Genomic DNA, 13,439 nt, shown 5'->3' on the forward strand with positions numbered 1-13,439 from the left:
TAGTGGAGATCACAAAAAAGAAATTGGAAAAGCAAAAAAGTGATAATGAAAAATATCTTTCAAATTCCATTTTACGTGGATTGGAAGTTTTAAAGATGTTCAGTGTAGAAAATCAGACTTTGTCCTTGGCGGAAATTGCAAGTAATTTAGGTGTCAGCCGAACAACGCCTTATCGCATCTTGTATACATTGGAAGAGTGTGGTTATATTTATCAAGATAGTCATACGAAGCGCTATGGACTTAGACCGAAAGTACTTGAACTAGGCTACACTTATTTGAACAGTCTCGAACTACCAGAACTAGCGGCGCCTTATTTGGAGAAGTTAAGAGATGAAACGGGCATGTCTTCACATATGGGGATATTGGACGGGAATGACATAGTGTATATCGCCAGGTATCCGGCTAGAAGTGTCGCTACGATTACAATTAACGTCGGATCACATCTGCCTGTCCATGCTACAGCGATGGGGAAATGTCTATTGGCACATTTACCCGAAGAAAATAAAGAAGAGTTGTTGTCAAAGCTGCAAGTATTGCAGATACCGGATGCACCGATAGTGGAAGTCAAAAAATTGCGTGATGAATTACAATCCATTAAAGAAAAAGGCTACGTCTTCCATAAAGGGGAGTTTGAAACAGGAGTTTGGTCTGTCGCTTGCCCGATCTTTGGGAAAGACAATAAAGTGATTGCTGCCATAAACATAGCGATTACACAACATGCGGCCGACGAAGAGCTGATGGAAGAAAAGATTATCCCGGCAGTTTGTCAAGTAGCTAGAGAAATATCCTCATTTATGGTTCTGACTATCTAATCTGTATTACAAAAGAAGTCGCACTCTACTAGGCATAGACATCATTTGCGTCTTTCAGCAAATTGTAGCTGTGCCTAGTTACTGATTTTAAGTTAATATTTGATAAGTCTGAAAACTGTATTGACAAAAATGCACAAGTAAGATAATGTGAATATTAGTATTAGAAACAATGTTTCCTATGCAAAACGAAGGGTATTGTAAAAAAACCGCTTGAGTAAAAAAATACTATTCTATGTCATTTAGTAAAGAAAGATTGGAGAGGTGGGAAACTCAATGCTTGAAATAACACATTTACGCCACATAAGTTTAATAACACCTAACCTGGAAGAACAAATCGAATTTTATAGGGATGTATGGGGATTGGATGTTGTCTCACAAGATGACAATCATGTCTATTTCCGCGGTTCAAGTCCTGAACATCATATCCTTCATCTGCAACGAGGAGAAAGAAGAGGTCTCCATCACATTGCATTTGGAATGGTGGACAAAATAGCAGTAGACAAAGCGGCGGTCTTTCTGAAAGAGAAAGGCGTGAAGATCATCCAACAGCCGGGCTATCTAGATGAAGTGGGGGGCGGTTATGGCCTTCGTTTCGTAGACTATGAAAACCGTTGCTATGAACTTTCAACATGGGTAGACATCCATACAGAACCATGGCAAAGAAAAGTCGATTCGAACCCGCTTTACTTGAACCATATCGTCTTAAACACAACTGATATCCAACGGTCAACGGATTTCTTCACTGAAGTGCTCGGCTTTATGGTTTCAGATTGGAGTGAGGATCAGATGGTGTTCCTGCGGTGCGATAAAAATCATCATGAAATTTCGTTTAACCGGGCTGAACATGCATCGCTCAACCATATCGCCTATGAAGTGGAAGGTGTGGATGAAGTGATGCGTGGAATCGGCAATGTCCGGAAGAAAGGATACAAAGAGATTTGGGGACCGGGAAGACACGGACCAGGCAATAACATCTTCTGTTATTTCCAAGATCCAGGCGGGTTTGTCATGGAGTACACATGCTATGTAGATGTGATTGAAGATAAAAAAACATGGCGCGCGCAAGTTTGGAAGCGAGTACCGCATTTATCGGATAGATGGGGAATTGCAGGACCGCCTTCGCCAGAAACTAGAGTGAAGATGGCGGGAGAGCCGGATCCCGGTTGGGCTTTAGTAAATACGAAGTGATGGAAAAAAGGGGTGGCTGAGTAGTATGGATTTAAATTTAAAAGACAAAGTTGTTGTCGTCATGGGCGGCACGGCGGGTATCGGTTTTGAAACAACGAAGATGCTACTGGAAGAGGGGGCGAAAGTCGCTATTTGCGGACGGAGCCAAGATCGCTTAAACCAAGCAGTCGAAAAGTTGACAAACGATTCAAATCGGGAAAATCTATTCGGCCTAACATGTGATGTTTCCAAGCGTGAAGACGTAGAAGCATTCATTAATGCGACGGGCGAACATTTCAAACGAATTGACGTACTTGTCAATAATGCAGGGCGGAGTATTATGTCACACTTCTTCGACATTACGGATGAACAATGGCAAGAACAAATCAATCTGAAATATTTTGCAGTCATTTACGCGGTCCAAGCAGTTGTTCCATTCATGAAAGCACAAGGGGAAGGTCGAATTATCAATATGAATGCGACACTTTCCAAAGAGCCGGAACCACACATGGTTGCAACTGCCGCAACGAGAGCGGGATTGTTGAATATGACGAAAAGTTTGTCGCATGAGTTGGCGAGAGATAATATACTCATCAATACAATTAGCCTTGGGTTGATCAAAACGGACCAATGGGAACGCCGAAGATTGGAACGAGCACCAGATGTGGATCCGGAAGTGTATTATAAAGAGTTGGCGGAAAATAGAAAAATCCCACTGGCTCGGGTCGGTTTACCTGAAGAAGTCGGAAATGTCATTTTATTTTTAGCGTCGGAACGTGCCAGCTATGTCACAGGTGCAAATATAGAAGTATCGGGTGGGTTAAGTAAAGTTTTATAGGACAAGGGGGACTTGGAGTGGAAAGTACACAAAAGCAGTTTACGGTAGCGGATGCAATAGTAAAGGAATTAGTCAATGCGGGTGTTGAAACCGCTTACGGGATTGTGAGTATTCATAATATGCCGATTTACGACGCGATTTTACGTGAAGGAAGTATTGAATTAGTTTGTGCACGTGGAGAGAGTGGCGCAGTGAATATGGCTGACGGACATGCAAGATCGACTGGCAAGCTAGGCGTGGCAATTACAAGTACAGGCACAGGCGCAGGAAATGCAGCAGGTGCTTTGGTGGAAGCCTGGAGTGCCGGTGTCCCCCTATTACATATAACCGGTGAAGTTTCTTCTGAACAGATTGGGACAGGTAGAGGTTATATCCACGAATGTAAAAATCAGCTTCAAATGATGGAGGGAGCTTGTAAAAAAGCTTACCAACTAAAGGTTCCGGAGCAGGCAACTGGGTTTATCCGAAAAGCGATCAAGGAAGCATTTCAAGTACCATCAGGTCCAATAAGTGTTGAAATACCAATTGATTATCAATCAGCCATTATTCCAGATACTCCGATTTACGATGAATTGGTAAATAGTTCTTCAATACAAGAAAAATTCATTGTACCTGAAGCGGTTGTGCAGGCGATGAAAGAAGCGAAGCGACCAGTATTATGGGTCGGAAACGGAGCGATTTTGTCAGGTGCTTCCGAACAAATCAGACAGTTGGCGGAAATGACGGGCGCGCCTGTCATTACGAGCCAATCAGCTAAAGGAATCATTCCGGAAGATCATCCGCAATGTATTGGACATTTTGGGGCTTCTCCAGAAACAAAGCAATTTTTGGCGGATGCTGATGTACTCATTAGTATTGGTGTACGTTTCCGGAGTAATGAAACTGCCGGCTGGTCAGTTGAAGTACCGGAAAACCATATTACAATTGATGCTGATTATTTGGCGGTCAGCCGAAATTATGAAGCGAAGTATGGGTTAGTCGGAGATATTAAAACGGTCGTAGAGAGTCTTGCCACTCAACTAGAAGCAAGCGGTTACACAATGCCGAGCGGTGAATATAGTGAAAATGTGCAAGAATTGCGTGAAACGCTCAGAGCCAAGTTACGCAAAACATTAGGACCTTATGAAAACATTTTGGACAGTATGAGAAACAGACTGGACGAAGAAACAATTTTTGTAAGGGACGTTACCGTTCCAGCGAATGTTTGGGGAAGCCGACTGTTCGAGATTTATAAACCACGCCATTCGATTCATGCCTCGGGAGGCGGAATTGGCCAAGCCTTACCGACAGGAATCGGCGCACAAAAAGCAAACCCTGATAAACGGGTTGTCGTATTAGCAGGTGATGGCGGCTTCATGGTCAATATTGGTGAACTTGCAACAGCAGTCCAAGAGAACCTTTCGATGATCATACTTGTGTTTGACGATAGCGGTTACGGTGTACTTCGAAATATTCAAGACGCAGCATATGGCCGACAAGTCGGTGTCGATTTGGTCAGTCCGGATTTTGTACAGCTGGCACATTCGATGGGGATAGGGTCAACGAGAGTAGGTTCTGCCGATGCATTTGACCAAGCATTGGAGAATGCTACAGGGTCAGATAAGATGACTTTGATTGTCGTCGATATGGAAGCAGTAGGACCGATGGCTAAACCATTCGGGGGGCCCCCGGGTGTCGCTTCGTCATTTCAACCGAAAAGAATAAAATAAGATCGTTCAATGGAAATGAGGGAGACAAATTGGTCTATAAAACGGAAGCAACTTTGCAAATTTCAGGAAAGATATTAGTGAACGGTGAATGGAAAACGTTAAATAGGCACAAAGACGTCATCAATCCTGCCGTCACAAGTGAAGTCGTCGGTTTTATCGGGCTGGCATCCGAAGAAGATGTAGACCGGGCGATTACGGCAGCTGCAGATGCGTATCCAACATGGTCGCAAACATCATTGGATGAACGAATTGAGCGTGTTCACCAAGTATGGGAGCGTGTGAAAGACCGTGTCGATGAATATACGACTTTATTTGTCAGAGAAAATGGTAAAACTCTGCAAGAAGGCAAGTTAGATATTCAAAGATGTGTACAGATTTTAAATGAGTTGCCGGAAAACCTGAAAAACTGGTATGAGCCAAGAGATTTGTCCGGACAGGCCCAACAGGTCGAAATTCGGAGACGTCCAAGAGGTGTGACGGCAATCATCACCCCATGGAATTCCCCGATGATCTTAACGTTCAAGCGGGTCATACCGGCTATTTTGACAGGAAACACAGTCGTTTTCAAACCTGCGACAGATTGTCCATTGACAATTATGGTCTTCATGAAAGAGCTTGCTGACTGTCTACCGCCAGGGGTATTGAACGTTGTGACAGGTTCGGGTGGTCTTATTGGAGATCGAATCGCGAAGGACGAACGGGTCCGGACAATTGCGTTTGTAGGTGGCACAAATACAGGAAAAGTATTGATGGAAAAGTCTTCGTCTACTTTGAAGAAATTGAATATGGAACTGGGCGGTAATGATCCTGCCATTATATTGGCCGATGCCGATTTGAACAAGGAAACAATCCTGAAGTTAAGAAATGGAGTTTTGAAAGGTGCTGGGCAAGTATGTTCTGCCATTAAGCGCATTTATGTCCACGAAACTCGATACGAAGAGTTGTTGGATAAACTAAGCGAAGAATTTAACAAAACAATTGTCGGAAACGGGATCCAACCGGATGTCAAAATGGGCCCATTGAATAATGAATCACAATTTCGTTTCGTGAAAGATTTGATTGACCGTGCAGAAAAAGAAGGTGCCAAAGTGCATTATTTTGGTAGAAAACTAAACGAGGATACATGGGAAGACGGATATTTCATGCTTCCGGCCATCGTTACAAATGTGCATCAGGAGAGTGAGATCATGAGAGCGGAGCAATTTGGTCCTGTCATTCCGGTGATGTCGTTCAATGATACCGAGCAAGTAATCAAATATGCGAATGATTCGGAATATGGATTAAGGGCATCCATTTGGACAACTGACATCGAAGCAGCAAAACGGTTGGCTGATCGTATCGAAGCTGGCGCCATATTCTTTAACAATCATACGATTTTCAAAGATTTACGCCTCGATTTTCCAGGAATCAAAGAAAGTGGTCTATCGAGCGTGACAGAATTTGGCGGCTTTGAACATTTCACTGATTCATATGGATTTGCCGAATAAGGAGTTGTCTGAATGAACATAGGTATTATCGGAGCCGGTTCCATTGCGACATTCATCATAAAAGAAATACAGCAAATGCAGTTGGACGGATTGAAAGTGAAGAGCTTATTTGTCCGCAACTTAAAAAAATATGAACAGCTAGCTGCTGATTATGGAGTCCAGTTGTTCAATGATATCGATCAATTCCTCGAATCCGATATAGACATCGTAGTGGAAGCAGCCAACGTAGCAACGGCTCATCAGCACGTTCCAAAGGTGCTTGAGAAAAAAGAAGTGATCATCATTAGTATCGGAGCACTAGCTGATGAGGCATTTTTAGAAGAAGTTAAATTTTTGGGAAAAAAACACAAACATTCAATTTATTTACCATCCGGTGCAATAGGAGGAATAGACGCAATCCAAAATGCAAATGGATTAGGAGAATTGAAAAGGGTTTCATTAACAACGAGGAAACCGGCGCATTCATTTGGAGAGGACATCGTAGGGGAAAAAGTGATTTTCCAAGGATCAGCTGCAGAAGCGATTGAAAAATTCCCTAAAAATATCAATGTTTCGATTGTATTATCACTCGCTGGGATCGGAGTGGAAAATACGAAAGTTGAAATTATTGCCGATTCGACAGTGACGAAAAATCATCATCAAATTCAAGCGGAAGGTACTTTTGGGTCTATGACGTTTCAAATTGAAAACGAGCCGATGCGTACGAACCCTAACACGAGTATGTTAGCCGCTTTAAGTGTGCTAGGTACATTGAAAAAGTTGCAATCTACTATAAAGATCGGCTTATAAAAATAAGGAGGTCGTTTGTATGACTACTACGAGCACTAAACAAGTTCCGCGGCTAGACGAAATGACAAGAAGTGAATTGATTCAATACTTAAAAGATACAGTTAAGCCAGAAGAAGGCTTGATTCCATCTTATATTTTCTCACACCCAAAAGTTTATGAGCTTGAGATGGAGAAAATTTTCTTAAAGGACTGGCTATTTGTCGCCCATAAGTCGGAAATACCGAACATAGGAGATTTTGTGACACGGGAAATGGGCGGACAGAGCGTCATCGTCACACATGGTGCAGATGGTGAAATTCATGTGTTGCTAAATGTTTGTACACATCGCGGTATGAAACTTTGCCGGATGGATAACGGAAATCAAAAAAACTTTACGTGTCCTTACCATGGGTTCAACTTTAAAAACACTGGTGACTTGATCGGGATTCCGTTCCAGAAAGTCGTTTACGGTGAAACGATGGATAAAAGTAAAATGGGCTTGAAGGAAATTCGTCATGATGTCTATGCAGACTTGATTTTTGCAACGCTTAATTCCGAAGCTGTTTCCCTCGAAGATTTTTTAGGAGATATTAAATGGTATCTCGACCTGGCATTTAACCGTGCAGAAATGGAGGTTGTAGGTCTTCCACAAAAATGGAATGTAGATGGAACTTGGAAACTGGGATCAGACAATACAATTTCTGACTCTTACCATACATTGGTTTCTCACGGATCGATTGCAAAATTAGGCCTTGTTCCGACAGGGGACTATTCAAAATATGGTTACCAGATTTATACGGGGAACGGGCATGGATTGAATTTAGGCATGCCGAACCCTGACGGTTTTGCCTTTCCTGAAAGCTTAATTGATGAATATAAAGAACGACTCAATGAAGATCAATACGACATTTTGAAGCAGATGAAGAATATGATTGTTTGTGTCTCTCCGAATATTATGATTCTCATTTCTTCGATGGATTTAAAAGGCCAGAAAATCTCTCATACATCCCTTCGTATCTGGAAGCCGACGGGACCAGACTCCATGGAGATATCATCATGGATGCTTGTTGAAAAAAATGCAACAGAAGAATGGAAGAGATTATCAGAACAAGCTTTTACACTAACGTTCGGAGCTTCTGGAATTTTCGAACAAGACGATACAGAAAATTTTACAGATATCACACAAAACAGTAAAAGTCCATATCATTTACAGGAGAACATTGTCTTTAACTACACGATGGGTATGCATCAAAAGCCAGTAGAAGACTTCGTTGGACCTGGTATTGTTTATAAAGATAAATTTAATGAAGCGAACTCCAGAGCATTTTTCAGAAACTGGCTTGATCAAATAACGGCTGAATAAGAGGTGAATGGGATGCATGAGAATATTATATTGCAACATGAAATTGAGCAATGGCTTTATAAAGAATCAGAGCTTTTGGATCAATTGAATTTTGATGGTTGGTATGAACTGTTGTCTGAGGAAATCAGTTATACAATGCCTTTAAGAATCAATCAAATGGAAAAGTCAAAACCTGATTACTCAGAAGCTACCTTACTATTCGACGATGATTCGACAACTTTGAAACTTCGAATCGATCGTATGAAAACAGATATGGCGTGGGCTGAATTGCCACCATCACGTACAAGAAGGAATGTTTCGAATGTGAAGATCAAAGAAGTGTCGGAAAATGAAGTGGCTGTCCATAGTAATTTGCTGTTGTATAGAAGTAGAAGTACAGATACGACTGCTGACTTAATCTCGGGAGAGCGTAAAGACGTACTCCGCAAAGAAAATGGTGATTGGAAGTTAGTATCACGCTGGTTCTTAGCAGATCAGACGTCTTTAGGAACAAGAAACTTGGCGATTTTTGTTTAATAGTCATTCAATATGTAGCTACCCGTTAAAATTAGGGTAGCTACAGTTGTTATAAAAAGGATTAACTTTATAGTGGGGAAGTGTAAAAGTGATGGAATCATTGGATGGAAAAGTTGCAATTGTGACAGGTGGAACGAACGGCATTGGGGAAGCAGTCGCAAGAGAGTATATACATCAAGGTGCTAAAGTTTGTATTTTGGGAAGGTCAGAAGAGAAGCTGAATGCGTTACAAGAAGAATTTAAAGACAATATTTTAACAGTGAAAGGCGACGTAACAAAATATTCAAGCCATCAAGAAGTTGTCCGAAAAACGGTGGAGAAGTTTGGAAAACTGGATATATTAGTTTCCAATGCAGGCGTATTCGATGGCTTTGTCACATTGGAGCGACTGCCAGAAGAGCATCTGGACGAAGCGTTTTCAACTATTTTCGATATAAATGTAAAAGGGGGCTTATTGGCGGCAAAAGCTGCTGCTGAAGAGCTGAAGAAAACGAAAGGGAATATCATCTTCACTGTTTCCAATTCCGGGTTTTATCCGAATGGCGGAGGCCCTATTTACACGGCAAGTAAGCATGCGATTGTAGGGCTTATCCGAGAGTTGGCTTATGAGTTGGCTCCTGAGATTAGAGTAAATGGCGTGTCACCTGGTGGAACGGTCACGGAAATCACTGCGATCCCATGCCTGCAAGATAGCGTAAAACAGATAGATAAGGAAACGAGAAAGAAAAATATTGCAAGTAGAAATCCACTGCAAATTGCACAGGAAGCAAGTGATCACAACGGCGCCTATGTCCTATTGGCATCTGATAACGCTAAGGCGATAACAGGAACCATCATAGAGAGTGACGGAGGGCTTGGTGTGAGAGGGATGCCAGGAAGCACTTTTTGAAAAAAGGAATCGTTTACCATCACCTGTACTTGTAATGGCAGTTTGTAATCTTGCATTTTTAAATTGAGGAGGGCGACATATGAAACCAGCTGTTTTTAATTATATTCGGCCTGAAAGTGTTGAAGAAACGTTGCAATTGTTGTCGGATTATGGTGATGATGCAAAAATATTGTCGGGTGGGCAAAGTTTGATTCCTGTACTAAATATGAGACTTTCAACGCCAAAATATCTAATCGACATAGGCAGATTAGAAGGGTTGAACTATATTCGTGAAGAAGGAGATCATCTTTCTGTCGGTGCGTTGGTGAAGCATAAGGATATAGAATCGTCACCACTCGTAAAAGAATTATGCCCTATATTGGGGGAAGCAATTCGGTGGGTTGGAACGACACAGATCCGGAATAGGGGGACAATAGGAGGTAGTATTGCCCATGGTGATCCTTCAGCAGAGTTACCATGTGTCCTAGCTGCACTCCGCGGTGAAATTGTTGTTGCTAGTTTGGAAGGTGAAGATGTTTTAAGCCCCGAGGAGTTTTTCCTGACGTATATGTTAACCTCTATGCAACCTGATCAAGTGATAAAGGAAATCAGATTTCCAATTATGAGTAAAAAGAGTGCTTTTTCCTTTGTTGAAGTCGCTAGGACACACGGAGATTTTGCGCTTGCGGAAGCCGCGGTCATTCTTGAGACGGATGAAACTGAAACGGTTATAAAAGCACAAATAGCAGTTGGCGGTGTGAATCCGACTCCGACTGTTCTTGAGGAAGTGGAGGATCACATCATGGGTAAAAAACTGACGGATGAATTGCTTACGGAAGTTAGGAGAATGACAGAAGGCAATGTAGATCCGGAATCGGACTTGCATGGAACAGCCGAGTACCGCAGGGAACTTGTAGGCGTTCTTGTTCAAAGGGCTTTGAAAACAGCAGGTGAACGCGTGAAGAAAGGAGCTGGACGGCATGAATAAAAGAATCGTTGCTTTGACGATAAATGGTGTAGATGTCCAAAGAAAGGTAGCGTCACGAATGTTGTTAACTGACTTTATCCGGGATGAGTTGAAACTGACAGGTACGAATGTCGGCTGTGAACATGGTGTATGTGGTGCCTGCACAATTCTGTTGAATGGAGAATCTGTACGGTCTTGTTTGATGCTCGCAGTTCAAGCGGATGGATACGAAATCGAAACGGTCGAATCACTCCAAAACGACAATGGTACTCTAAACACGCTCCAGCAATCTTTCAAAGACTGTCACGGATTGCAATGTGGTTTTTGCACACCTGGTTTTTTAATGACTGTAACTTCCTTTCTAAAAGAAAATGAAGATCCGACAGAAGAAGAAATCCGTGAAGCAATATCAGGCAATTTATGCAGATGTACAGGCTATGCGAACATAGTGAAATCAGTCCAACGAACTGTACAAAGCCAACGCACTTCCAAATCATTGACGGAGCCGGTGTGTCATACCGATCATAAGCAGAATGAAACGGTTCAAATAAGTTAAGGGAGGATGAGAGTAATGTCAAAGTTTGTAGGACAAAGTGTGAAGCGGAAAGAAGATTTACGACTACTAACAGGTACAGGCAAATTCGTTGCAGATTTACGTATGGAAAATATGCTGGAAGCTGCATTTTTAAGAAGCACTTACGGCCATGCCCGCATAAAAGGCATAGAGACAGACGCAGCAAAATCTTTGGAGGGCGTCTATGCGGTTATCACGAGCAATGATATTGAAGGGGAAATTAAACCGCTTAAGCAATTTGACTCCCATTGCATACTTCCCCCCAACCTTATCGAAGAAATTGATCCTGTCATCAATTACAATTTTGAAGACGTTCTCGCGAAGAGAAAAGTGACGTATGCCGGACAACCCGTTGCAGTCGTTGTAGCCAAGAACCGATACATTGCAGAAGACGCCTTAGCTTTACTAAAAGTCGAATACGAACCACTAGAGGCACTGGTAAATCCATTTGAAGCGGAAAAGGGAGATGCGCCAATTATACAGGAGCATATGGAAAGTAACATCCAATCCCACTTCCTTGTTCAAGTAGGCGATGTGGACAAAGCAATTGAAGAAGCGGACTATGTCTTGAAGAAAAGGTTAAGAACGCCACGCCTTTCCTCCAATCCAATGGAGACCAGAGGTGTGCTAGCCAATTACGATGCAGTTACGGGGAAATTTCGTGTATGGTCTTCCACACAACTGCCCTATGAAGTCCGTTCCACGATAGCTTCCCTTCTGGAAATACCGGAGGAGAGCATCCATGTGACGGCGCCTGAAGTCGGTGGCGGATTCGGTCCGAAAGGTGGCGTACATCCCGAAGAAATACTAATTCCTTACTTGTCCAGAATGCTAGGACGACCGGTAAGATGGATTGAGGATCGCATTGAACATTTGGCGGCTGCCCGACAATCACGGGATCAAATCCATGACGTTGAAGTCTCTTATAAAAAGGATGGGACAATTACTGGCATAAAAGATGATTTTATCGTGGATAGTGGGGCTGTGAACTATTTTGCCCTAACATGTGCCTATAATACAGCCTATCATTTGCGGGGTATGTATAAAATTCCGAGTTATCAATCCAAATGTCGTGTCATCCTGACGAATAAAACACCGAATGTTCCGTTTCGCGGCGCTGGAAGACCCGAAGCTACGTTTGTCATGGATCGGGTTATCGATATGATCGCGCGAAATTTAGCGATGGATCCAGTGGACGTTATGAAAAAGAATATGATCCAAGCAGAGGAAATGCCTTATGACCAAGGCATCTTAGTGAAAGATGGTGCCCAGCTCATCTATGATAGCGGTAACTACCCGGATGCATTGGACAAAGTTTTGGAAGCCACAAACTACAAAGGATTCCGAAAGAAACAACAGCAACTAAAGGAAGCGGGTAAATATGTCGGGATCGGGATTTCTTCTTTCATTGAAGGTACGGGATCTGGACCGTTTGAGAGTGCGCTCGTTAAAATTGACCTTACAGGACATGTGACAGCACATTTGGGCTCTTCTCCCCAAGGACAAGGACATGAAACCGTATTTTCACAAATTTGTGCAGATGATCTGGGCGTAACGCCAGACCAAGTGACAGTGGTCGTGGGGGACACGGGTGTTTTACCGATAGGCGCAGGAACATACGCGAGTAGAAGTGCTGTCAATGCGGGATCCGCAATTCATGAGGCTTCGCAAAAATTGCAAAGGAAAGTACTTGAAATCGCTGGCATGTTACTGGATAACGAAGTTGAAATGCTCAATATTGAAAATGGTACCATTTATGCGCATGATAATCCCGAAATGAAATTGACGTTTGTTGACATAGCAAATGCTGCAAGACCAAGCAAAAGTTCTAAATTGCCTGAAGGGATGGAACCAGGATTGCAAGTGCTTCATTACTTTGTGCCTCCGACCGTGACCTTTGCTTCCTCAATCCATGTAGCCCAAGTGGAAGTAGATAAGGAAACCGGGTTTGTGGATATCCAAGATTATAGTGTTGTCCATGATTGTGGTACAGTCATTAATCCAATGATTGTTGAAGGCCAGGTTCAAGGGGGGATTGCACAAGGAATCGGCTCAGCTTTATACGAAGAAGTTGTCCATGATAAAAACGGTCAAGTGTTGACAGGTTCTTATATGGATTATTTGATCCCTACGTCTATGGAAGTTCCGACAGTAAAGATGGTGCACCAAGAATACCCATCAACAAGAAATCCGATGGGTATTAAAGGCGTTGGAGAAGGTGGCGCCATTTCTCCGCCTGCCGCTATTGCAAATGCAGTAGTCGATGCGCTGACACCGCTTTCTATTGAAATCACCAAAGTCCCAGTCAGTCCGGGGTACCTCCGGGAATTGATTAAGGAAGCGGAGAGAGTGTGAAAATGTATGGTGTAG

The 13,439-nt window shown here is 42.7% G+C and carries 12 protein-coding genes; all 12 read left to right on the forward strand.

The window, feature by feature from the left end; all coding sequences use genetic code 11:
- Positions 1 to 2: 2 nt before the first annotated feature.
- The 12 genes from CSV63_RS09360 (at position 3) to CSV63_RS09415 (ending at position 13,424) form a co-directional block, all read left to right on the forward strand.
- Positions 3 to 812 (forward strand): IclR family transcriptional regulator, encoded by an 810-nt coding sequence (locus tag CSV63_RS09360; RefSeq protein WP_232319183.1) that lies wholly within the window; start codon positions 3 to 5, stop codon positions 810 to 812.
- 273 nt (positions 813 to 1,085) lie between these two features.
- Positions 1,086 to 2,000, forward strand: coding sequence for a VOC family protein (locus CSV63_RS09365; RefSeq protein ID WP_099636372.1), 915 nt, complete (start codon positions 1,086 to 1,088; stop codon positions 1,998 to 2,000).
- A 25-nt stretch (positions 2,001 to 2,025) separates the two neighbouring features.
- A complete protein-coding gene (locus CSV63_RS09370; RefSeq protein ID WP_085130864.1) occupies positions 2,026 to 2,817 on the forward strand; it encodes an SDR family oxidoreductase in 792 nt (263 codons plus the stop codon).
- Positions 2,818 to 2,834: 17 nt separating this feature from the next.
- Positions 2,835 to 4,526: a thiamine pyrophosphate-binding protein gene (locus CSV63_RS09375; protein WP_233189552.1), complete on the forward strand. Its 1,692-nt coding sequence runs from the start codon at positions 2,835 to 2,837 to the stop codon at positions 4,524 to 4,526.
- A gap of 29 nt (positions 4,527 to 4,555) precedes the next feature.
- Positions 4,556 to 6,013, forward strand: a complete 1,458-nt coding sequence (locus CSV63_RS09380) for an aldehyde dehydrogenase family protein (RefSeq protein WP_233189551.1) — start codon at positions 4,556 to 4,558, stop codon at positions 6,011 to 6,013.
- 12 nt (positions 6,014 to 6,025) lie between these two features.
- A complete protein-coding gene (nadX, locus tag CSV63_RS09385) occupies positions 6,026 to 6,802 on the forward strand; it encodes an aspartate dehydrogenase (protein ID WP_099636370.1) in 777 nt (258 codons plus the stop codon).
- Positions 6,803 to 6,821: 19 nt separating this feature from the next.
- A complete protein-coding gene (locus CSV63_RS09390; protein WP_099636369.1) occupies positions 6,822 to 8,144 on the forward strand; it encodes an aromatic ring-hydroxylating oxygenase subunit alpha in 1,323 nt (440 codons plus the stop codon).
- 12 nt (positions 8,145 to 8,156) lie between these two features.
- Complete coding sequence (locus tag CSV63_RS09395; protein WP_099636368.1) at positions 8,157 to 8,660, forward strand: aromatic-ring-hydroxylating dioxygenase subunit beta; 504 nt, start codon at positions 8,157 to 8,159, stop codon at positions 8,658 to 8,660.
- A gap of 91 nt (positions 8,661 to 8,751) precedes the next feature.
- Positions 8,752 to 9,549 carry a 3-(cis-5,6-dihydroxycyclohexa-1,3-dien-1-yl)propanoate dehydrogenase gene (gene hcaB / locus CSV63_RS09400; RefSeq protein ID WP_099636367.1) on the forward strand — a complete coding sequence of 266 codons (798 nt, stop codon included), beginning with the start codon at positions 8,752 to 8,754 and terminating at the stop codon, positions 9,547 to 9,549.
- Positions 9,550 to 9,628: 79 nt separating this feature from the next.
- Positions 9,629 to 10,516: an FAD binding domain-containing protein gene (locus CSV63_RS09405; RefSeq protein WP_099636366.1), complete on the forward strand. Its 888-nt coding sequence runs from the start codon at positions 9,629 to 9,631 to the stop codon at positions 10,514 to 10,516.
- Complete coding sequence (locus tag CSV63_RS09410; protein ID WP_099636365.1) at positions 10,509 to 11,051, forward strand: (2Fe-2S)-binding protein; 543 nt, start codon at positions 10,509 to 10,511, stop codon at positions 11,049 to 11,051. Before CSV63_RS09405 ends, CSV63_RS09410 begins: the two co-directional genes overlap by 8 nt.
- A 15-nt stretch (positions 11,052 to 11,066) precedes the next feature.
- Positions 11,067 to 13,424, forward strand: coding sequence for a xanthine dehydrogenase family protein molybdopterin-binding subunit (locus tag CSV63_RS09415; RefSeq protein ID WP_158233160.1), 2,358 nt, complete (start codon positions 11,067 to 11,069; stop codon positions 13,422 to 13,424).
- The last annotated feature ends 15 nt before the right edge of the window (positions 13,425 to 13,439 follow it).

Origin of the sequence: Sporosarcina sp. P34 (assembly GCF_002743375.1) — a bacterium.
In the GTDB taxonomy this organism is placed as follows: domain Bacteria; phylum Bacillota; class Bacilli; order Bacillales_A; family Planococcaceae; genus Sporosarcina.